Annotated in this window: 16 protein-coding genes; 5 read left to right on the top strand and 11 right to left on the bottom strand. The window is 61.0% G+C overall.

Annotation, left to right across the window (positions count from 1 at the left end; genetic code table 11):
• Positions 1 to 35 precede the first annotated feature (35 nt).
• The 7 genes from cmk to mtnA all read right to left on the bottom strand — a co-directional run bounded on the left by cmk (position 36) and on the right by mtnA (position 10,426).
• Entirely contained in the window at positions 36 to 725 is a 690-nt protein-coding gene (cmk, locus tag JFU57_RS31460; protein ID WP_020299640.1) for a (d)CMP kinase, read from the bottom strand.
• On the bottom strand, positions 722 to 2,929 hold the full coding sequence (locus tag JFU57_RS31465) for a bifunctional prephenate dehydrogenase/3-phosphoshikimate 1-carboxyvinyltransferase (protein WP_201132247.1): 2,208 nt from the start codon (positions 2,927 to 2,929) through the stop codon (positions 722 to 724). The genes cmk and JFU57_RS31465 overlap by 4 nt, the downstream gene beginning before the upstream one ends.
• Positions 2,930 to 2,957: 28 nt before the next feature.
• Positions 2,958 to 4,070: a histidinol-phosphate transaminase gene (hisC, locus tag JFU57_RS31470; RefSeq protein WP_078470707.1), complete on the bottom strand. Its 1,113-nt coding sequence runs from the start codon at positions 4,068 to 4,070 to the stop codon at positions 2,958 to 2,960.
• A gap of 10 nt (positions 4,071 to 4,080) precedes the next feature.
• A complete protein-coding gene (gene pheA, locus JFU57_RS31475) occupies positions 4,081 to 5,175 on the bottom strand; it encodes a prephenate dehydratase (protein ID WP_007899727.1) in 1,095 nt (364 codons plus the stop codon).
• Entirely contained in the window at positions 5,175 to 6,260 is a 1,086-nt protein-coding gene (serC, locus tag JFU57_RS31480) for a 3-phosphoserine/phosphohydroxythreonine transaminase (RefSeq protein ID WP_201131923.1), read from the bottom strand. The genes pheA and serC overlap by 1 nt, the downstream gene beginning before the upstream one ends.
• A gap of 64 nt (positions 6,261 to 6,324) precedes the next feature.
• Positions 6,325 to 8,994: a DNA gyrase subunit A gene (gyrA, locus tag JFU57_RS31485; RefSeq protein WP_020299636.1), complete on the bottom strand. Its 2,670-nt coding sequence runs from the start codon at positions 8,992 to 8,994 to the stop codon at positions 6,325 to 6,327.
• 355 nt (positions 8,995 to 9,349) lie between these two features.
• A complete protein-coding gene (gene mtnA, locus JFU57_RS31490; RefSeq protein WP_201131924.1) occupies positions 9,350 to 10,426 on the bottom strand; it encodes an S-methyl-5-thioribose-1-phosphate isomerase in 1,077 nt (358 codons plus the stop codon).
• Between the two features lie 108 nt (positions 10,427 to 10,534).
• Here mtnA and JFU57_RS31495 point away from each other — a divergent pair, with 108 nt between their 5' ends.
• The 5 genes from JFU57_RS31495 to JFU57_RS31515 all read left to right on the top strand — a co-directional run bounded on the left by JFU57_RS31495 (position 10,535) and on the right by JFU57_RS31515 (position 15,460).
• Positions 10,535 to 11,866: a TRZ/ATZ family hydrolase gene (locus tag JFU57_RS31495; protein ID WP_201131925.1), complete on the top strand. Its 1,332-nt coding sequence runs from the start codon at positions 10,535 to 10,537 to the stop codon at positions 11,864 to 11,866.
• Positions 11,867 to 11,928: 62 nt separating this feature from the next.
• Positions 11,929 to 12,627 carry a bifunctional 2-polyprenyl-6-hydroxyphenol methylase/3-demethylubiquinol 3-O-methyltransferase UbiG gene (ubiG, locus tag JFU57_RS31500; RefSeq protein ID WP_020299633.1) on the top strand — a complete coding sequence of 233 codons (699 nt, stop codon included), beginning with the start codon at positions 11,929 to 11,931 and terminating at the stop codon, positions 12,625 to 12,627.
• 4 nt (positions 12,628 to 12,631) lie between these two features.
• Positions 12,632 to 13,303, top strand: coding sequence for an N-acetylmuramic acid 6-phosphate phosphatase MupP (gene mupP / locus JFU57_RS31505; protein WP_078470710.1), 672 nt, complete (start codon positions 12,632 to 12,634; stop codon positions 13,301 to 13,303).
• Positions 13,304 to 13,420: 117 nt separating this feature from the next.
• Positions 13,421 to 14,161: a YciK family oxidoreductase gene (locus tag JFU57_RS31510; protein WP_201131926.1), complete on the top strand. Its 741-nt coding sequence runs from the start codon at positions 13,421 to 13,423 to the stop codon at positions 14,159 to 14,161.
• Between the two features lie 372 nt (positions 14,162 to 14,533).
• Positions 14,534 to 15,460, top strand: coding sequence for a GGDEF domain-containing protein (locus tag JFU57_RS31515; RefSeq protein ID WP_078470712.1), 927 nt, complete (start codon positions 14,534 to 14,536; stop codon positions 15,458 to 15,460).
• A 94-nt stretch (positions 15,461 to 15,554) separates the two neighbouring features.
• Here the strand turns inward: JFU57_RS31515 and JFU57_RS31520 are convergent, their stop codons facing one another.
• The 4 genes from JFU57_RS31520 to JFU57_RS31535 all read right to left on the bottom strand — a co-directional run bounded on the left by JFU57_RS31520 (position 15,555) and on the right by JFU57_RS31535 (position 21,469).
• Complete coding sequence (locus JFU57_RS31520) at positions 15,555 to 16,307, bottom strand: TenA family transcriptional regulator (RefSeq protein ID WP_207202530.1); 753 nt, start codon at positions 16,305 to 16,307, stop codon at positions 15,555 to 15,557.
• Positions 16,308 to 16,385: 78 nt separating this feature from the next.
• Complete coding sequence (locus JFU57_RS31525) at positions 16,386 to 18,845, bottom strand: EAL domain-containing protein (protein ID WP_078470713.1); 2,460 nt, start codon at positions 18,843 to 18,845, stop codon at positions 16,386 to 16,388.
• A 211-nt stretch (positions 18,846 to 19,056) separates the two neighbouring features.
• Positions 19,057 to 20,874: an ATP-binding cassette domain-containing protein gene (locus JFU57_RS31530; protein ID WP_201131928.1), complete on the bottom strand. Its 1,818-nt coding sequence runs from the start codon at positions 20,872 to 20,874 to the stop codon at positions 19,057 to 19,059.
• A complete protein-coding gene (locus JFU57_RS31535; RefSeq protein WP_178102949.1) occupies positions 20,867 to 21,469 on the bottom strand; it encodes a DsbA family protein in 603 nt (200 codons plus the stop codon). The genes JFU57_RS31530 and JFU57_RS31535 overlap by 8 nt, the downstream gene beginning before the upstream one ends.
• Between the last annotated feature and the right edge of the window lie 31 nt (positions 21,470 to 21,500).

Here is a 21,500-nt window from a genome sequence, read left to right on the forward strand (position 1 = left end):
GCGGGACTATGACTGGTTCCCCACGCTCTTCTTGGTCACCCGGCGATGTCGCGAATGGCGATCTCGCTCAGAATGCGTTCCAGCACCTGCTCGATGGACAACTCCGTGGAATCCAGCTGTATGGCGTCAGCCGCCGGCTTAAGCGGGGCTACCGCTCGCTGGGTGTCGCGCTCATCGCGCGCACGAATCTCATCTAGCAGACTCGACAGACTAACACCATCTACTTTTCCCTTCAACTGCAGGTAACGGCGACGTGCACGCTCCTCGGCACTGGCAGTGAGGAAAATCTTCAACGGTGCCTCTGGAAAAACCACCGTCCCCATGTCACGACCGTCAGCCACGAGTCCTGGCGGCTCCTGGAAGGCCCGCTGGCGCTGCAACAGCGCATCACGCACCGCGGGCAATGCGGCTACCTGGGAAGCCCAGGCGCCCACCTGCTCATTGCGCAGATCATCAGTGACATCGTCACCTTCGAGAATGATGCGCTGCGGATGCCCTTCAGTCGCACCGAGGAACTGCACATCGAGATGAGCCGCGAGCAATTTCAGCGACTCTTCGTTGGTCAGGTCGACGCCATGGTTGCGTGCGGCAAATGCCAGCAAACGGTACAACGCCCCGGAGTCCAGCAGGCACCAGCCCAGACGCTTGGCCAGAATCCCGGCGATGGTGCCCTTGCCAGAACCGCTAGGCCCATCGATGGTGATTACAGGTGCCTTGATGTTCACGACTGAGCCTCTTGCGCTACGCGGATACCGACCTGCGCGCACAGCGCGAGGAAGTTGGGGAAAGAAGTCGCCACGTTCGCGCAATCATGAATGCGGATCGGAGCATTGGCACGCAGCGAAGCCACGCTGAAAGCCATCGCAATCCGGTGATCACCGTGACCGTGCACTTCACCGCCGCCAATCTGGCCGCCATCGATGATGATGCCGTCCGCCGTAGGCTCGCACTTGACGCCCAGCGCCAGCAGGCCGTCGGCCATGACCTGGATACGATCAGACTCCTTGACCCGCAGCTCTTCAGCACCACGCAGCACGGTACGCCCTTCGGCGCAGGCCGCTGCGACAAACAGCACCGGGAACTCGTCAATGGCCAAGGGCACCAACTCTTCAGGAATCTCGATACCTTTGAGTTTAGCTGCCCGTACGCGCAGGTCTGCCACAGGTTCGCCACCGACTTCACGCTGGTTTTCCAGGCTGATATCCGCCCCCATCAGGCGCAGGATGTCGATCACGCCGGTGCGGGTCGGGTTAATACCGACATGCTCCAGCACCAACTCCGAACCCTCGGCGATCGACGCAGCCACCAGGAAGAACGCCGACGACGAGATATCGCCTGGCACTTCAATGTGCGTAGCAGTCAGTTTGTGGCCCGACTCAACCGAAGCAGTCGCACCGTCGACGCTGACCGGGTAGCCGAAACCGCGCAGCATACGCTCGGTATGATCACGGGTCGGCGCAGGCTCGGTCACGGTAGTTTTGCCTTCGGCGTAAAGCCCCGCCAGCAGCAGGCAGGACTTAACTTGGGCACTGGCCATCGGCATGGTGTACGTCAGGCCCTTGAGCTTGCTGCCACCGCGAATGACCATCGGCGGACGACCTTCGGCAGCCGTTTCGATGACAGCGCCCATTTCCCGCAACGGGTTGGCCACGCGATTCATCGGACGCTTGGACAGCGACGCATCCCCCGTCAGGGTGCTGTCGAAGTTCTGCGCCGCCAGGAGGCCGGACAGCAGGCGCATCGAGGTACCGGAGTTGCCCAGGTAGATAGGACCTGGGGCGGGCTTCAAGCCATGCAGGCCAACGCCGTGAATGGTTACGCGGCCGTGGTGCGGACCTTCTATCACCACGCCCATGTCGCGGAACGCCTGCAAGGTTGCCAGCGCGTCTTCGCCTTCGAGGAAACCTTCGACCTCGGTAACGCCTTCAGCCAGCGAGCCGAGCATGATCGAGCGGTGAGAAATCGACTTGTCACCCGGTACACGGATCCGCCCATTCAGGCGGCCACCAGGATTTGCCAGGAAAATCAGATCGTTGGAGTTCATAGCGTCCACATAGGCCCGGCGGGCCAGGATTTTACTGAAATGCTCGCGGGCAACCCGGGCGCGAGTGAATACGCCCAACAATTGGTGCCCATCCCCTGCATCGACCGCGTCGCGCAGGGCGTCGAGGTCGTTGCGAAATGTATCGAGTGTGCGCAGTACCGCTTCGCGATTGGCGAGGAAGATGTCGTGCCACATGACCGGGTCGCTGCCGGCGATTCTCGTGAAATCGCGGAAACCGCCCGCAGCGTAACGGAAGATGTCCAGATTTTCACTGCGCTTGGCCAACGAGTCGACCAGGCCGAATGCCAGCAGGTGGGGCAAATGACTGGTCGCCGCCAACACTTCATCGTGGCGCTCGACCTGCATATGCTCGACATCCGCTCCCAGCTCGCGCCATAACCGATCGACCAGCCTCAACGCCTCGGGGTCGGTCTGCTCCAGCGGAGTCAGAATTACTTTATGTCGACGAAACAGCTGGGCATTGGACGCCTCGACGCCGCTCTGCTCGGAACCGGCAATCGGGTGCCCCGGCACGAAGCGCGGCGGCATGCCACCAAAGGCCTCGGTTGCAGCGCGCACCACATTACCCTTGGCGCTGCCGACATCCGTCAGGATCGCCTGCCCCAGGTCCATGCCAGCCAAGAGCGCCAGGAGCTTTTCCATGGCCAGGATCGGTACTGCCAGCTGGATCACATCAGCATCCTGGCAGGCCACGGCGAGGTCTTCTTCGCAGCGGTCCACCACACCCAACTCGACTGCCAACTTGCGCGATTGAGGATCCAGATCGACCCCTACCACCTCGCGACACACCCCGCTTTCACGCAGGCCCTTGGCAAAAGAGCCACCAATCAGCCCCAGACCGACCACCACCAGGCGACCGATCATAGGCACAGCAGATTGCATTGGAATGACATCAACCACGAGCCAGAACCTTGGACAACGCCTCGAGGAAGCGGCTGTTCTCAGCCGGCAGACCGACGGTAATACGCAGGTGGTTTGGCATACCGTAATTGGCCACCGGACGCACAATCACACCCTCGCGCAGCAACCCCTGGAATACCGGAGCAGCCACCCTTCCCAGGTCAACGGCAATGAAGTTGCCCTTGGAAGGAATCCACGACAGTCCCAGCTCGCGAAAGCCCGCCTCCAGCTGCTGCATGCCAGCCTCATTCAGGCGACGGCTTTCAGCCAGGTATTCCTCGTCCTGCAACGCCGCACAGGCAGCAGCCAACGCCAGACTGTTGACGTTGAACGGCTGGCGAACCCGGTTCAGCACATCGGCCACCACCGGCGTCGACAAGCCATAACCCACACGCAACGACGCCAGGCCATAGGCCTTGGAGAAGGTCCGCGAAACCAGCAGATTCGGGTAGGCCGCCAGGAAATCCAGGCCGTCGGGCAAGTCGCTGCCTTCGGCGTACTCGATATAAGCCTCGTCCAGCACCACCAGCACATGGCCTGGCACATCCTGCAGGAACTCGTCCAACGCCTCGGCGCTGAACCAGGTACCGGTCGGGTTGTTCGGATTGGCGATAAACACCACCCGGGTATTGGCGTCGATCGCCTGCAGCATTGCAGGCAGGTCATGCCCCCAATCCTTGGCCGGAACCACGTGCGCCTGCGCGCCCACGGCCTGGGTCACAATCGGATAGACGGCAAAGGCATGGGCGCTGAATACGGCATTCAAGCCCGGGGCCAGGTAGGCACGAGCGACCAATTCCAGAATGTCGTTGGAACCGTTGCCCAGGGTGACCTGGCTCAGCTCGACCGCGCAACGCTCGGCCAACAGGGTCTTGAGGGCAAAACCATTGCCATCGGGATAACGTGTCAGCTCTGCCAGCTCGTCACGGATCGCCGCCAGCGCTTTGGGACTGGCGCCCAGCGGGTTTTCGTTACTTGCCAGCTTGACGATTTTTGCCGGATCGATGTCCAGCTCACGCGCCAGTTCGTCCACAGGTTTGCCCGGAACGTAAGGCGAAAGTTGTTGCACGCCCGGCTGTGCCAGAGCGAGGAAGTCGCCACTCATTGTTAAAGCCTCAGAGAACCGCTTTCGGGTAGGAACCCAGCACCTTGAGTGCCACTGCTTCCTGACTGATCTTCTCCAGCACACCTTTGACCAATGGGTCGCGGTGATGGCCGACGAAGTCGATAAAGAACACATAGGTCCACTTGCCACTGCGCGAAGGTCGGGTTTCGATTCGCGTCAGGTCGATGCCGTTATCGTGGAATGGCACCAGCAGCTCATGCAGCGCGCCCGGCTTGTTGCTCATGGAGACGATGATCGAGGTCTTGTCGTCGCCAGTCGGCGGCACTTCCTGGCTGCCGATCATCAGGAACCGCGTGGAGTTGTCCGGGCGGTCCTCGATTTTCTCGGCCAGGCGAGTCAGGCCATACAAACCTGCTGCCATATCGCCGGCAATTGCCGCCGAGTTCCACTCACCCTTGACCCGCTTCGCGGCCTCGGCATTGCTCGAGACGGCGACACGTTCCACATTCGGGTAGTGCGCGTCCAGCCACTTGCGGCACTGGGCCAGGGACTGGGCATGGGAGTAGATGCGGCTGATGCTGTCAGTCTTGGTGTTTTCACCAACCAGCAAATGGTGGTGAATCCGCAACTCGACTTCGCCACAGATGACCATGTCGTGCTCAAGGAAGCTGTCGAGGGTGTGGTTGACCGCACCCTCGGTGGAATTTTCCACCGGGACCACGCCAAAATTCACCGCACCGGCTGCCACTTCGCGGAACACTTCATCGATCGCTGCCATTGGCTTGCTGATCACGGCGTGACCGAAATGCTTCATCGCCGCGGCCTGGGTGAAGGTGCCCTCAGGGCCGAGGTAGGCCACTTTCAGCGGCTGCTCGAGCGCCAGGCACGACGACATGATTTCGCGAAACAAGCGCGCCATCTCTTCGTTGCCCAGCGGCCCCTGGTTACGCTCCATCACCCGCTTGAGCACCTGAGCTTCACGCTCAGGACGATAGAACACTGGCACTTCGCCTTCGGCCAGGGAGGCCATCTTGACGCGCGCGACTTCCTGGGCGCAGCGCGCACGCTCACTGATCAGTTCCAGGACCTTTTCGTCCAGGGCATCAATGCGCAAGCGCAGTGCCTTGAGTTCTTGCTCAGACATTAACCGTGTTCCTTCTCGAACTCTGCCATGTAGGCCACCAGCGCATTGACTGCGGTGATGTCGACGGCGTTGTAGATGGAGGCGCGCATGCCGCCAACCGAGCGGTGACCCTTGAGGTTCAACAGGCCACGCGCTTCGGCACCGGCCAGGAACGGCTTGTCCAGGCGATCGTCAGCCAGACGGAACGGCACGTTCATCCACGAGCGGTCGGACTTGTTGATCGGGTTGCTGTACAGGCCGCTGGCGTCGATGAAGTCATACAGCGTGCGCTGCTTCACTTCATTGAGCTTGCCGATGGCCTCTACGCCGCCTTGTTCCTTGAGCCACTCGAACACCAGCCCGGACAGATACCAGGCCAGGGTCGGCGGGGTGTTGTACATCGAGCCGTTATCCGCCGCGACCTTGTAGTCGAGCATGGTCGGGCACAGGGAGCGGGCACGCCCCATCAGGTCTTCACGGATGATGTTGACCAGGATGCCGCTAGGGCCGATGTTTTTCTGCGCGCCGGCGTAGATCATGCCGAAACGGGAGATATCCACAGGGCGCGACAGGATGTCGGAAGACATGTCAGCCACCAGCGGAACGTCGCCGGTTTCCGGGATCCAGTTGAATTCCAGGCCGCCGATGGTTTCGTTCGGTGCGTAGTGAACGTAGGCCGCGTCTTTCGACAGCTGCCATTCGTTTTGGCCGGGAATGGCGAAATAGTCGTAGGGCTTGGCGGTGGCAGCCACATTGACGTGGCCGTAGCGCGAGGCTTCTTCAATGGCTTTCTGCGACCAGATACCGGTATCGATATAGTCGGCAGAGCCGTTTTCCGGCAACAGGTTCAGGGGGATCTGAGCAAATTGCTGGCTGGCGCCGCCCTGCAGAAACAGCACTTTGTAGTTCGAGGGGATATCCAGCAGGTCACGCAGATCCTGCTCAGCCTTGGTGGCAATGGACACGAACTCATCGCTGCGATGGCTCATCTCCATGACCGACAGGCCCTTGCCATGCCAATCCAGCAACTCGGCCTGGGCACGCGACAGGACAGCTTCAGGTAGCGCAGCGGGACCCGCGCAGAAGTTATAGGCTCGTTTGCTCACATCCACTCTCGCTATGCATTCACGGTAGCGGACAGAGCAAACACTCTGCCCTGCTACGATTTATTTAGTCTTGCGACTCTTCTTCGCCTGCGGCGTCAGCCTGCCGGCCCTCGGTTGCGTCATCCGGATCGGTGCCCGCGTCCAGCACGGTCCCTTCGAACTCTTCACCCTCTTCGCCTTCCAGCTCGTCACCCTCGACTTCAGACGGCTCCTGCACCCGCTCCAGGCCGACCAACGTTTCATCGCTGGCCAGCTTGATCAGGGTCACGCCCTGGGTGTTACGACCCAGGCTCGACACTTCGTCGACCCGTGTACGCACCAGGGTGCCCTGGTCGGAAATCAGCATGATTTCCTCACCATCCAGCACCTGGACCGCACCGACCAGACGGCCGTTACGATCATTGCTGACCATGGCGATAACGCCCTGGCCGCCACGTTTGTACTCAGGGAACTCGGTGATCGCCGTGCGCTTGCCATAACCACGTGCGGATGCGGTCAGGATCTGGCTGCCCTCTTCCGGAATCAGCATGGAAATCAGCTTCTGGCCTTCCGGCAGACGCATGCCGCGCACACCACGAGCGGTACGGCCCATGGCGCGAACGTCGGATTCCTTGAAGCGAGTGACCTTGCCGCCGTCGGAGAACAGCATGACTTCACGCTCGCCATCGGTGATCGCGGCAGAAATCAGCACGTCGCCTTCGTCCAGCTCCAGCGCAATCAGGCCGACACTGCGTTGACGGCTGAAGGATTCCAGCGGGGTCTTCTTCACGGTGCCGCCAGCGGTGGCCATGAAGATGAAGTGACCTTCGGTGTATTCCTCGACCGGCAGCATGGTGGTGATGTACTCACCCTCATCCAGCGGCAACAGGTTGACCAGCGGACGACCACGGGCCGCACGCGATGCTTCAGGGATTTCGTAAGTCTTGAGCCAGTACACCTTGCCCTTGCTGGAGAACAGCAGCAGCGTGGTGTGGCTGTTGGCTACCAGCAGGTGAGCAATGTAGTCCTCATCCTTGACGCCAGTGGCCGATTTGCCTTTCCCGCCACGACGCTGGGCCTGGTACGCAGCCAATGGCTGGGTCTTGGCATAGCCGCCGTGGGAGATGGTCACCACGCGCTCTTCTTCCGGGATCATGTCACCCAGGGTCAGGTCGAGACGGGCATCGAGAATCTCGGTGCGGCGCACATCGCCGTATTCGGCACGGATCACTTCCAGCTCTTCGCGGATCACTTCCATCAGGCGCGTAGCGCTGTTGAGAATGCGGATCAGTTCGCCGATCTGGTTGAGGATCTCTTGATACTCAGCCAGCAGTTTTTCGTGTTCCAGGCCGGTCAGGCGGTGCAGACGCAGCTCCAGAATGGCTTGCGCCTGCTCTGGCGACAGGAAGTACTTGCCTTCGCGCAGGCCGTACTGCGGGTCCAGGGTCTCTGGACGGCAGGAATCGGCGCCGGCACGTTCGACCATTGCCACCACCGCGGAGGACTCCCAGGCAGTGCTGATCAGCGCTTCCTTGGCTTCCGACGGGGTTGGCGAGGCCTTGATCAGGGCAATGACCGGGTCGATGTTCGACAGGGCAACCGCTTGACCTTCAAGAATGTGGCCGCGTTCGCGCGCTTTACGCAGCTCGAACACAGTACGGCGGGTGACGACTTCGCGACGGTGACGAACGAAGGCTTCCAGCAGATCCTTGAGGTTGAGGATCCGTGGGCGGCCATCGATCAGGGCCACGATGTTGATACCGAACACCGCTTGCAGTTGGGTCTGGGCGTAGAGGTTATTGAGGATCACCTCAGGCACTTCGCCGCGACGCAGCTCGATCACCACGCGCATACCGTCTTTGTCGGACTCGTCGCGCAGCTCGGTGATGCCTTCGAGCTTCTTCTCTTTAACCAGCTCGGCGATCTTCTCGATCAGACGCGCCTTGTTCAACTGGTATGGGAGCTCGGTAATGACGATCTGCTGGCGGCCACCGACCTTGTCGATATCTTCGATCATCGAGCGGGCGCGCATGTAAATGCGGCCACGACCGGTGCGATAGGCTTCGATGATGCCGGCACGACCGTTGATGATCGCGGCGGTCGGGAAGTCCGGGCCCGGGATGTATTGCATCAGCTCGTCGACCGTCAACTCAGGGTTGTCGATCAGCGCCAGGCAACCGTCGATGACTTCACCGAGGTTGTGCGGCGGAATGTTGGTCGCCATGCCCACGGCGATGCCGCTGGAACCGTTGACCAGCAGGTTGGGAATACGGGTCGGCATGACCGCCGGGATCATTTCGGTGCCGTCGTAGTTCGGCACCCAGTCCACGGTTTCTTTATGCAGGTCGGCCAGCAGCTCATGTGCCAGCTTGGTCATGCGCACTTCGGTGTATCGCATGGCCGCAGCGTTATCGCCGTCGACCGAACCAAAGTTGCCCTGACCGTCTACCAACAGGTAGCGCAGCGAGAATGGCTGCGCCATCCGAACGATGGTGTCGTACACCGCGGTATCACCGTGAGGGTGATACTTACCGATCACGTCACCGACAACACGGGCAGATTTCTTGTACGGCTTGTTGAAGTCGTTGCCCAGCTCGCTCATCGCGAACAGCACACGCCGATGCACGGGCTTCAAGCCATCGCGCGCATCAGGCAGTGCCCGCCCGACAATTACGCTCATCGCGTAGTCGAGGTAGGACTGTTTCAGCTCGTCTTCGATATTGACCGGGAGGATTTCTTTGGCCAGTTCGCCCATGAGAAGCCTGATTCCTTTTTCTGGTGAAACCTCGTCACATCCATATGGGACGAACGAAGCTCGTCGCTGCAGGCCTAGCGCCTTGCACCGACTTACGACAAATCAACAAGTTATGCCATGGATTTGCGCAGTAAAGGCAACCACTTTGGGCCACCTTGGAAACCGCCGGATGTTATCACAATCGCCGCCACGCACCTATCCCCCAGATGCGCATGGTGCGTAGTTAGTTGACCGGTGACAGCCTGATAGGGGACCAGAGAAGCTCAGAGGCGGATTTCGCGCTTAAACGGGGATTTTTTCTTGACCAATAGCCGTTTCCAGGGAGCAGCGACCTACTCCACGGGAAACGAGTGTCTCAATGCAGGCGTTTGCGGCACATCAATTGGGCCATTTTCGCGGTATCCGGCCGCTCGACTATGCCCTTTTCAGTGACGATGGCGTCGATCAGGTCTGCCGGCGTCACATCGAATACCGGGTTGAAGGCGTCCACCTCGGCACCGACGCGCTTGCCGCCCACTTCCAGCAATTCCTTGCCGTCGCGCTCTTCGATCGGGATCTCATCGCCACTGGCGAGGTTCATGTCGATGGTGGAACTGGGCGCGACCACCATGAATCGCACGCCATGGTGCATGGCATTGACCGCCAACTGATAAGTGCCAATCTTGTTCGCCACATCACCGTTGGCGGTAATGCGGTCGGCACCGACTATCACCCAGGTCACACCCTTGGTCTTCATGATATGGGCGGCTGCGGAGTCGGCGTTCAAGGTCACCGGAATGCCTTCATTGGCCAATTCCCAGGCCGTCAGGCGCGAACCTTGCAGCCAGGGTCGGGTTTCATCGGCGTAAACGCGCTCGACCATGCCTTCGAGCCATGCCGCGCGGATAACCCCCAACGCCGTGCCAAAGCCACCGGTGGCCAGGGCACCGGTATTGCAGTGGGTCAGCAGCGCCTGGGCATTGCCCTGGTGCCGGCGGATCAGGTCCACGCCCAACTGCGCCATGGTCAGGTTGGCTTCGCGATCGCTTTCATGAATGGCCAGGGCTTCGGCCTCAAGCACGGCCAGCGGGTCGATGTGGTCCTTGAGCCGCTCCAGGCGATCGCGCATGCGATTGAGCGCCCAGAACAGGTTGACCGCGGTCGGGCGCGAGTCGGCAAGCAGGGTGAAGTCCTCCTCCATTGCCGCCTGCCAGTCACCGCCGGCGGCAAACCGCGCGCGTGCCGCCAGGACCACGCCATAGGCCGCGCTGATGCCGATTGCCGGCGCGCCACGGACTACCATGGAGCGAATCGCCTCGGCAACGCCCGCGGCGCTGGTGTAGGCGATCCAGGTTTCCTCGAAAGGCAAAATGCGCTGATCGAGCAGATACAGGGCGTCATCCCGCCAATCGATGGCCTTCACCTTCTCCGCAGCCAACAGTCGATCGCGCATCCCTCACCCCGCACTCATGAACAAAAGCCGTCGATTATAGCGATCCCCCGGCGAAGACGCTCGGGTATACTTCGCCATCCCTTACAAAAGCTCTGGAACCGATCTTCGATGCCGACACCTGCCGCTGCGCTCGACTTATTGCTGTTGCCGACCTGGTTGGTGCCTGTCGAACCTGCTGGCGTGGTTCTCAAAGAACACGGCCTGGGCATCCGCGACGGGCGCATCGCCTTTATCGGGCCCAGGGCCGAGGCCTTGCGCCTGAAGGCCACGCAAGTGCGGGAACTGCCAGGCATGCTGCTCAGCCCGGGCCTGATCAATGCTCACGGGCATGCGGCCATGACCCTGTTTCGCGGCCTGGCCGACGATCTACCGCTCATGACCTGGCTGGAAAAGCACATCTGGCCGGCCGAGGCCAAGTGGGTCGATGAAGCCTTCGTGCGCGACGGCACCGACCTGGCCATTGCCGAACAGCTCAAAGGCGGCATTACCTGCTTCTCCGACATGTACTTCTTCCCCAAGGTGGCCAGCGAACGCGTGCACAACAGCGGCATACGCGCACAGATCGCGATTCCAATCCTCGATTTCCCGATTCCCGGCGCCCACGACGCCGATGAAGCGATCCGCCAGGGTGTCGAGCTGTTCGGCGACCTCAAGCACCACCCTCGCATCAAGATCACCTTCGGCCCTCATGCACCCTATACCGTGGGCGATGAGAACCTGGAAAAAATTCGCGTTATCGCCGAAGAGCTCGACGCCTCGATCCATATGCACGTCCATGAAACCGCATTCGAGGTGCAACAATCCCTCGAACAGCACGGCGAGCGCCCCCTGGCCCGCCTTGGCCGCCTCGGTTTGCTAGGCCCTCGCTTCCAGGCCGTTCATATGACCCAGGTCAGCGATGAAGACCTGGCTTTGCTGGTAGAAACCAACAGCAACGTTATTCATTGCCCGGAATCGAACCTCAAGCTGGCCAGCGGTTTCTGCCCGGTGGAGCGACTTTGGCAGGCTGGGGTGAATGTCGCGGTCGGCACCGATGGCGCCGCCAGTAACAATGACCTGGATCTGCTGGGTGAAACTCGCACTGCCGCGCTGCTGGCCAAAGCCGTTGCAGGCTCCGCCACCGCGCTGGACGCCCATCGCGCCCTGCGCATGGCGACCCTGAACGGCGCTCGCGCCCTGGGCCTGGAGGCTGAAGTCGGTTCCCTGGAACTGGGCAAGGCCGCGGACCTGGTGGCGTTCGACCTGTCGGGTTTGGCCCAGCAGCCGATTTATGACCCGGTTTCGCAGCTTATATATGCCACCGGCCGCGATTGCGTGAAACACCTTTGGGTCGCCGGCAAGCAGTTGCTCGACGACCGGCGCCTGACCCGCCTCGATGAACAGCAGCTGTGCGCCACGGCCACTGCCTGGGGCCAGCGCATCAGCGGACATACCGAATAGACAGACCCCTTGAGGATCAACTCAAGGCCCAGTGCAGAATTTTTTAGATTTGAGGATTACCCATGAGCAACGTCGACCACGCTGAAATCGCCAAATTCGAAGCCCTGGCTCACCGCTGGTGGGACCGTGAAAGCGAGTTCAAACCCCTGCACGACATCAACCCGCTGCGGGTCAACTGGATCGACGAGCGGGTCAACCTCGCGGGCAAGAAAGTCCTCGACGTCGGTTGTGGCGGCGGCATCCTCAGCGAAGCCATGGCCCAGCGTGGCGCTACCGTGATGGGTATCGACATGGGCGAGGCGCCACTGGCAGTGGCGCAGTTGCACCAGCTGGAGTCGGGTGTCAGCGTCGAATACCGGCAAATCACTGCCGAAGCCCTGGCCGAAGAAATGCCCGAGCAATTCGACGTCGTGACCTGCCTGGAAATGCTCGAACACGTACCGGATCCGTCGTCGGTGATCCGCGCCTGCTTCCGCATGGTCAAGCCGGGCGGCCAGGTGTTTTTCTCCACCATCAACCGCAATCCCAAGGCTTACCTGTTCGCCATCATTGGCGCGGAGTACATCATGAAGCTGCTGCCGCGCGGCACCCATGACTTCAAGAAATTCATCCGCCCTTCCGAGCTTGGCGCCTGGAGCCGCATGGCCGGCCTGACCGTCAAGGACATCATCGGCCTGACCTACAACCCCCTGACCAAGCACTACAAGCTGGCGGCGGACGTGGACGTCAACTACATGATCCAGACCCTGCGAGAGGAATAAGCCCATGGGTATCAGAGCAGTTCTTTTCGACATGGACGGCACCCTGCTCGACACCGCGCCGGACTTCATCGCCGTCTGCCAGAGCATGCGCGCCGATCGCGGCCTGGCACCGATCGTCGACCAGCACATCCGTGACGAAATCTCCGGTGGTGCCCGGGCCATGGTCGCCGTGACCTTCTCCATGGACCCTGAATCGCCCGGATTCGAAGAGCTGCGCCTGGAGTTCCTGGAGCGTTACCTCCAGCACTGCGCGGTGCACAGCAAATTGTTCGACGGCATGGCCGAGCTGCTGGCGGATATCGAGAAGGCCAACCTGATCTGGGGCGTGGTGACCAACAAGCCGCTGCGCTTCGCCGAACCGATCATGCAGCAACTGGGGCTGTCCGAACGCTCGGCCCTGCTGATTTGCCCGGACCACGTGAAAAACAGCAAACCCGACCCGGAGCCGTTGATCCTGGCGTGCAAGATGCTCGACCTGGACCCGGCCAGCGTGCTGTTCGTCGGCGATGACCTGCGTGATATCGAATCGGGGCGCGATGCCGGCACCAAGACCGCCGCCGTGACCTACGGCTATATCCACCCGGACGACAACCCCAGGCACTGGGGCGCCGACGTGGTAGTCGATCACCCGCTGGAACTGCGCCGCGTGCTGGATAACGCCCTCTGCAGCTGCTGATGCGACGCGGGTAATACCCCTCGCCCGAGCAGTTGCACTGTCACCGCACAGGCTGTGCGACCGGCCCAGCTCCAAGAGTGCTGCCGGTCCTATCGTTGATATTGTGTTGAGGTTTTTATGTTTGATTACTCCGCTCGCCCCGAACTGCTCAAGGATCGGGTCATCCTGGTCACCGGCGCCGGCCGTGGCATCGGTGCTGCCGCCGCCAAGACCTTTGCCGCCCACGGTGCCACCGTATTACTGCTGGGCAAGACCGAAGCCAATCTGACCCAGGTCTACGACGAAATCGAAGCCGCCGGCCACCCGCAACCGGCGGTGATCCCGTTCAACCTGGAAACCGCCCTGCCTCACCAGTACGACGAACTGGCGGCCATGATCGAAACCGAATTCGGCCACCTCGACGGCCTGTTGCACAACGCATCGATCATCGGCCCCCGCACGCCACTGGAGCAGCTCTCGGGCGAGAACTTCATGCGCGTGATGCAAGTCAACGTCAACGCCATGTTCATGCTGACCAGCACCCTGCTGCCGTTGCTCAAGCTATCCAAGGACGCCTCGGTGGTCTTCACTTCGAGCAGCGTCGGCCGCAAGGGTCGTGCCTACTGGGGCGCCTACGGCGTTTCCAAATTCGCGACCGAGGGCCTGATGCAGACCCTGGCCGACGAACTGGATACCGTGGCCCCGGTCCGCGCCAACAGCATCAACCCTGGCGCCACCCGCACCAGCATGCGCGCCCAGGCCTACCCCGGGGAAAACCCGAGCAACAACCCAACTCCGGAGCAGATCATGCCGGTCTACCTCTACCTCATGGGGCCGGACAGCAGCGGGATCAACGGCCAGACCTTCGACGCCCAGTAAACATGCCGTACATCAGGTCGCGGCGGAAAGCTGTCGCGGCCTTTTTTGAAATTCCGCGGACTTTTGCCGCCTCCAGTCAAACAAATGCCGCGCCAGGCATCCTATCTTGCCACTCATTATTGCCAACAGATTGAATTCAAAAGACTTTTATTTATCTGAACCGAATGGCATGACTTTCGCTCTAAACCTGCTCATACACGCAGTGTATTGGCGAGCCAGGCACCGCCCCAATCGGGGCTTATAACGACGGGCAAAGCGGATTAGACTGTGAAAACTCGTCCTACGGGACTGATGGAACAGTATGACGCGCAGCCCAGAGCCGCTCTCACCCAGCCAGTAAGACTGCATTACGTGCTCAGGGGCTCACGCCATATGAAAACACCAACCCAGACCAACGCAATTGACTTCGATAGCGCCAAATTGCAACGCCTGGGCTTTGGTCAACCATCGCCATTGGCGCAACGTCCGGTAGGGCTGGCTCAATTACGCCAGCAACTGGGCCTGCAGCTGCAAACCAGCCTCGAACCACAGCGGATCCTTGGCCTGTTCTTCCGTGAAGTCCAGCGCCTGGTCCCCCTCGATGCCATGGTCTATCAACACACCCCCAGCGACCTGCGCCTGGAGTTCGGGCTGCGCGGCCACCACTCGGTCAGCTACAGCCTCAGCCATGAAGGCGAGCCCATGGGCGAACTGGTGTTCCGACGCAATCAGCGCTTCAACGACCAGGAACAGGGCAACCTCGAATCGCTGCTCTCATCCCTGCTCTACCCCATGCGCAACGCCCTGCTGTATCGCGCAGCGACCCGCAGTGCCCTGCGTGACCCCCTGACCGATACCGGCAACCGTATCGCAATGGACCAGACCCTGCAGCGCGAAATCGAAATGGCACGCCGGCACACCCAGCCGCTGTCGCTGCTGATGCTGGATATTGACCACTTCAAGAGAATCAATGACAACCATGGCCACAGCGCGGGCGATGAGGTGCTCAAAGCCGTTGCAGCAGCCATCAAGGGGCAACTGCGCAATGTCGACATGGTGTTCCGTTTCGGCGGGGAGGAGTTTCTGATCCTGCTTTCCAACACCGGGCGCGACGCTGCCGCGATGATTGGCGAGCGCCTGCGGCATGCGACTCAGACCCACGATTATCGGGTCGACGGCCAGCCGATCGAACTGACCGTCAGTCTCGGCTGCTCGACTCTGTTGCCTGGCGAGTCGTCGGACAGCCTGCTGCGCCGTGCCGACAGCGCACTCTATGTGGCCAAGCGCGAAGGCCGTAACCGCCTGGCAATGGCCGGCTGAACCTGCCCCGAAAACAATCGCGGGCAGGTTCGTCGCCTCGGAAAGCCGCAGCTCCCGTTGACGCCGAACCTGCCCGCGCAGGCAAATCCTGTACTCAGCCTTCCGCCAGGGCCAACCGCTCGCGGCTTACGGGGGCTTTTTCCTGCTGCATACAGCGCTCCAGGAACAGGTACATGTAGTCGTAGCTCTTGCACACAGCCTGGCGCAACTCGACCTGCAACGCCTTGCTCGGATTCTGGCCGGCCAGGGTGCAGATGATTTCCAGTGCTTCCCATGGATGGGCGTCGTCGTACTGGGCATGCATCTTCAACCACTTCATGGCGCGCTTGCGGTCCTCTTCAGGAAAGGCCGCGGCGTATAGGCCATTGGAACAGACCAGCGCAGACCACTCGCCCGTCGCACCTTCGATCGCATAGTTGGTGGCAGCAATCGCCACGATCAGGGAGTCAGACGAACTGGTATGCCAGCACCAGTGGCTCAAGGCGTGCAATTCGGGCGGCACTTGTTGCGCCTGCAAGTCCTCCAGGCTGACGCCATGGGCTCGACTCCAATGCACCCAGTAATCGGCATGGTTGAGCTCGACGCGAATATTGCGCATCAGCCAGCGTCGCGCCATGTCCTCGCCCGGATGGCGGGCAAAGCGGGTCTTGGTCAGGTTTTGCGCCATGTACAAAGCAAACTGCTCGACCACCGGCCAACCGCCAATAAGGTATTGGCGCATGGTCTTGGCACTGAGTTTGTTGTCACGCATGCGCTGATACAGTTCGTGTTCGACTACACGGCGCTTGCTCTCGCTGCAATCCTGGATCAGTTGCTGAGCCCAGGCGGGGTAACTTGCGGCTTCCATGAGCGGGCCGGTTCGGTTGAAGGTGTCAATCACTGTCGGGCTCCTTTTGAGTGTGATTCATACTGATCAACAAAGGTTTCAACGGAACGTGCCGGGCGCCTTGAACAACAGCGGCTGCGCGCGTGGTGGTCGACACTGCAGACTGTCACAGGTGAACAATTGCGGGCGTTCGATGATGTAGCCCTGAGCAAAATCCACACCGATTTCAAGCAACGCCTGCTCGATCTGCGGTGTTTCGACAAACTCGGCAATGGTGCGTTTACCCATGACATGGCCGATGTGATTGATCACTTCGACCATGGCGCGGTTAATCGGGTCGTCCAGCATATCCTTTACGAAACTTCCATCGATCTTCAAGAAGTCTACAGGCAAATGTTTGAGATAAGCGAATGAGGACATGCCCGCACAAAAGTCATCCAGAGAGAAGTGACAACCCAACCCTTTGAGTTCATTAATAAAACGAATCGCGCTGCCCAGGTTGGCAATAGCGCTGGTTTCGGTGATTTCAAAACAGATCATCGCCGGCGGTATGGCGTAGCGGGTGAATTGCTCGCGCAGGAAGTCGAGAAAGTCGTCGTCACCGATGGTAATGCCCGACAGATTGATCGCACACATGGCCATCGGCCCTTCGCCCTTCTCCTCAATGCACTGGGCAATGATCTTGAACACGTTCTGCACCACCCAACGGTCCAGGGACGTCATCAACCCATAACGCTCAGCCGCAGGAATAAAGCTGTCCGGCAGGATCATGCGCCCGGCTTCGTCATGCAGGCGCAACAGAATCTCGATATGTCCGCCCGAGCGATCAGGGTGTCCGAGGGCCGCAATCTCCTGGGAGTAAAGGCAGAAGCGATTTTCCTCAAGGGCCATATGCAGGCGCTGGACCCAGGCCATTTCGCCAAAGCGCAAGGACAGCTCCGAGTCATCGGCGTGGTAGACCTGGACTCGATTGCGGCCCTTTTCCTTGGCCATATAGCAGGCCATGTCGGCCGCACGCAGGGAGGTTTCCAGAGTGGTCGGGGTCTGCGCGATATGCACCAGGCCGATGCTGACCGTGGTCACGAACGGCCGGCCCTTCCACACGAAATGCAGGTTCTGCACGGTCTGACGCAGGCCTTCGGCGATTTTCTCCGCCGCGTCGGGTGGGCAGTTCTCCAATAAAATGCCGAACTCATCGCCACCCAGGCGGGCCAGGGTATCGCCCTCGCGCAACCCGGACTGCAGGAGCGCGCAGATGTGCCGCAACAATTCATCCCCGGCCGCGTGACCGCAGGTATCGTTGACCAGTTTGAACTGGTCCAGATCCAGAAACATCAGCGCATGGCGCCCTGGCTGGCGCGACAGGTTGTGCAACGCCTGCTCCAGGCGGAACTCGAATTCCCGGCGGTTGGCCAGCCCCGTCAGCGCATCATGGGTCGCCTGCCAGGACAGATTGGCGATGTACTGACGCTCCTGGGTCATGTCGTGCAGCACCAGCACGGTGCCGCTGACCTTGCCCGCGTTCTGGATCGGAGCACCGACCAGGGTCACCGACACCGTGCTGCCGTCGAGGCGCTGGATCAGCTTGGAATGCTCGCTGCCGCCACTGAGCTGGCCACTGAGAATATGTTCGATCAGGGTAAACCCGTCGGCTTGGGCATTTTCATCCAGCAGGTTGAACAATGCCGCCAGGGGCAACCCTACCGCCTGCTCGGCCTTCCAGTGGGTCAGCTCTTCGGCTGCAGGGTTCATATAGGCGATGGCGCCTTCCACATCGGTGGTGATCACCCCGTCGCCGATGGACTGCAGGGTGATTTGCGCCCGCTCCTTTTCCAGCTGCAAGGCATCGGCAAATTCATGGCGCTGAGTGAGCAATTTGTGGGTTCGCAATAAAGCCAGGGCAATCAGCACCAGCGCGGTGGCCAGGTTGGTCACCAGCAGCAACCGCAGGATGACCCGCGAGCCCTCGCCCAGGGCATCACTGAACGCCTTGGCGGCCGGAGTCACCCCGTCATTGATGGCGAAAATCTGGCTCTTCCAGCGAAGGATATCGGCATCACTGACTTGATTGCGGCTGATGCTCTGGTGCATGTCCCGCGCCACCGCATCCAGCTGCACCAGGTAGCTGTCGCCGACGGTCCACAGGTCGATGGCCTTTTCCAGGTAACTGAAGTGGCGAAAGTTGAGGTACAGCCAGATCAGGCTGGACACATCGTCCGGATGGTTACCGCCCTTGAGGATACCCAGTCGCGCGGCTTCCAGGTCCGGCGGCTTGCGGTCCAGGGCGAGACGCAGTTCATGACCGCCCTGGGGCACGGCAATTGCGTTCTGGTATTTGAGGAAGGCCGATTCATCGCGGCTGTCGGCATAGAGGTTGAGGTAATAAATCGCATCCTTCTGCCCCTTGGACCACAGGCTTTCGCCCGCAACATACCCACGCACCGCCGAAAGGACGTAGAGGCTCAGGCCACCCAACAGGGCTTGAAACAACACCACGGCGATAAATGGCCAGACAATGCCCAGCAGCCGTGGGGTTCCGAGAGTGCGCTTTTGCTTCATGAGGTCCCTTGCATAAGCATTGCCCAATGAACACCCGAGGAGTCCTGCACCTACCAGCACAGACTAGGCTAGTTTGCGTCCGTTCGAAGTGCAGCGAGGCGCGCGCGTCGGCGCCTCGCCCTTGAATGCCTGTGGCCGATACGCTCGAAACAGGCCTTCCACCAAGGAATTCAATTACTAAGCGCAGAAAATCGGGCAAAACTCAAGAGCGTCAAATTTGCTGCAAGTGCCCATAAAGCTTGGCGTACAAACCTCCGTCGGCAATTAACTGCTGATGGTCGCCATCTTCGGCAATCTGCCCGCCATCGAACACCAGCACCCGATCCGCCTGTTTTACCGCCGACAGGCGGTGGGCAATGATCAGGGTCGTGCGCCCGCGCAGGAATCGGGTCAATGCCTGGTGCAGGCTGTACTCGGTAGCGGCGTCCAGGGCGGAGGTCGCTTCGTCGAGTATCACGACCTTGGGCTCGGCCAGAACCATGCGCGCAATGGCCAATCGCTGGCGTTGGCCGCCGGACAAACGCACCCCTGAACGTCCAACAACGCTGTCCAGGCCCTGGGGCAGGTTGCGCACCGTGGCTTCCAATTGGGCGATTTCCAGGGCCTGCCAGCAGGCAGCATCGGTGCGCTCGCGGCCCATGGTCAGGTTGGCGCGGATGCTGTCGTTGAACAGCGCCGGATGCTGCAACACCACTGCGACGTTTTCCCGCACGGTTTCCAGGCCAATCTCCTGCTGGGTCGAACCGCCGAAGCGGATGGTCCCGGCCTGCGGGGTATAGAGCCCCAGCAGCAACTGCACCAGGGTACTTTTTCCACCGCCACTGGCACCGACGATGGCGACCTTTTCGCCAGGGGTGATCGACAGGTCCAGTTGATTGAGCACCAGTTCGTCGCCATAGCCAAAACACAGGCCACGGACGTCGATTCCCACGGTTTCACGGCCCTGGAACGGGTCCACACCCCCCGGGTATTGCGGCTCGTCGGCACGCGCCAGCAACTCGTTGATGCGTGAAAGGGCACCACCGGCGGCGTAGTAGGCGTATTGCAGGTTCAGCAACTGCTCCACCGGGCCGATCATGAACCAGAGGTAGCTGAATACCGCCAGCATCTGGCCGATGGACAGGTCGGAAAACAACACGGTGAGCATGGCCGCTGCACGAAATATATCGATGCCGAACTGGAACAGCAGGCCGCTGGCGCGGCTGGATGCATCACTTTTCCACTGCGAGGCCACGGCAAAATCGCGAACCTCCCGTGCCCGCAGCCCAAGGCGGCCGAGAAAAAATCCCTGGCGATTGCCGGCCCGCACTTCCTGTATCGAGTCCAGGGTTTCGGTCAGGGCCTGGGTGAAACGCGCGGTGCTGTCGTTCTCCAGCTTCTTCAGGTGCTTGACCCGTTTGCCCAGTTGCACCGTGGCGTAGATCACCAGCGGGTTGAACAACAGGATCAACAGCGCCAGCTGCCAGTGCATCCACATCAGGATCCCGGCCGTGCCGACCAGGGTCAGCATCGCCACCAGGAAGCGACTGAGGGTTTCGCCGACAAACTTATCCACAGTGTCGAGGTCGGTGACCAGGTGCGTGGTCACGGTGCCGCTGCCCAGGCTTTCGTATTCAGCCAGGGAGATCCGCTTGAGACGCTCGATCAGCCGGGTGCGAATCCGATACACGATGTCCTTGGCCAGCCCGGCGAACAGCCGCGCCTGCAACACGTTGAACACCAGCGCGCCACAGCGCAGGGTCAGCGTCGCCAGCAGCATCAGGCCGATATAACCGGCCGCGCTCTGCCAAGCCGTGGGCAAGGCATGGTTCATGAATTTCAGCGCGGCGTCACCGTGGCCCAGCAGCACTTCGTCCACCAACAGCGGCAGCAGCAGAGGGATCGGCACGCTGCACAAGGTCGCCAGCACGGCGACGCCGTTGGCAATCCACAAGGCTTTCTTGTGATGCAGTGCCAGACGGCGAATTTCCGCCCAGCTCAGGCGGTCGACCGTTTGACCTTGCTCGTTCGTCGCGTCCCGCTCATCCACCGGCAGCTCGCTCCAACCAGCGTCCGAGCAGTGGCGACAACTCGCTCAGCGGTTGATAACCATTGGTCAGCAACGCCAGTTGACCATTGCGCTCGGCCAGCAGGGTCGGGAAACCGGCAATGCCCAGATCCTGTACCCAGGTGAAATCCGCTGCGGTGGCTGCGTGCTGTTCGGCACGGTCGAAAGCCTCGGCGAATTCGATTCGCGGCACACCCGCCTGCTCGGCCAACTCCACCAGCACACTGGCGTGGGTGACGTCGCGCCCCTCACGGTAAAACGCTCGCTGGATCAGCCCGAGCAGCTTCCAGGCGCAGTCGGGCGCCAGGCTGCGGGCAGTGACGATGGCGCGGCAGGCGGGCTCGGTGTCGTAGACGAAGCCATCCGGCAGCGCACCTTCGAACTGGAACGGCTGGCCGGTGGCCTCGGTGACCGCCTGCCAGTGCTCAAGAATATAGCGCCGGGTCGTGGGCTCGAGCGCCGCACCGCTGCCGGTGCGCAAACCACCCACCACCAGGTGCAGCTCGACGCCTGCTGCATGTGCCTGCTCCACCAGGGCCTCGGCCACCGGAGCGAAGCCCCAGCACCAGGAACACATCGGATCCATTACATAGAGCAGGCGGGCAGAC

The sequence above is a fragment of the Pseudomonas sp. TH07 genome (assembly GCF_016651285.1).
In the GTDB taxonomy this organism is placed as follows: Bacteria; Pseudomonadota; Gammaproteobacteria; order Pseudomonadales; family Pseudomonadaceae; genus Aquipseudomonas.

What these genes read in the sequence shown, in the direction of transcription:
- JFU57_RS31465 (WP_201132247.1), bottom strand. Translation starts at nt 2,929, where the DNA reads ATGATCGGTCGCCTGGTGGTGGTCGGTCTGGGGCTGATTGGTGGCTCT.
- hisC (WP_078470707.1), bottom strand. Translation starts at nt 4,070, where the DNA reads ATGAGTGGCGACTTCCTCGCTCTGGCACAGCCGGGCGTGCAACAACTT.
- pheA (WP_007899727.1), bottom strand. Translation starts at nt 5,175, where the DNA reads ATGTCTGAGCAAGAACTCAAGGCACTGCGCTTGCGCATTGATGCCCTG.
- gyrA (WP_020299636.1), bottom strand. Translation starts at nt 8,994, where the DNA reads ATGGGCGAACTGGCCAAAGAAATCCTCCCGGTCAATATCGAAGACGAG.
- mtnA (WP_201131924.1), bottom strand. Translation starts at nt 10,426, where the DNA reads ATGCGCGATCGACTGTTGGCTGCGGAGAAGGTGAAGGCCATCGATTGG.
- JFU57_RS31495 (WP_201131925.1), top strand. Translation starts at nt 10,535, where the DNA reads ATGCCGACACCTGCCGCTGCGCTCGACTTATTGCTGTTGCCGACCTGG.
- ubiG (WP_020299633.1), top strand. Translation starts at nt 11,929, where the DNA reads ATGAGCAACGTCGACCACGCTGAAATCGCCAAATTCGAAGCCCTGGCT.
- mupP (WP_078470710.1), top strand. Translation starts at nt 12,632, where the DNA reads ATGGGTATCAGAGCAGTTCTTTTCGACATGGACGGCACCCTGCTCGAC.
- JFU57_RS31510 (WP_201131926.1), top strand. Translation starts at nt 13,421, where the DNA reads ATGTTTGATTACTCCGCTCGCCCCGAACTGCTCAAGGATCGGGTCATC.
- JFU57_RS31515 (WP_078470712.1), top strand. Translation starts at nt 14,534, where the DNA reads ATGAAAACACCAACCCAGACCAACGCAATTGACTTCGATAGCGCCAAA.
- JFU57_RS31520 (WP_207202530.1), bottom strand. Translation starts at nt 16,307, where the DNA reads ATGGAAGCCGCAAGTTACCCCGCCTGGGCTCAGCAACTGATCCAGGAT.
- JFU57_RS31525 (WP_078470713.1), bottom strand. Translation starts at nt 18,845, where the DNA reads ATGAAGCAAAAGCGCACTCTCGGAACCCCACGGCTGCTGGGCATTGTC.
- JFU57_RS31535 (WP_178102949.1), bottom strand. Translation starts at nt 21,469, where the DNA reads ATGTGTTCCTGGTGCTGGGGCTTCGCTCCGGTGGCCGAGGCCCTGGTG.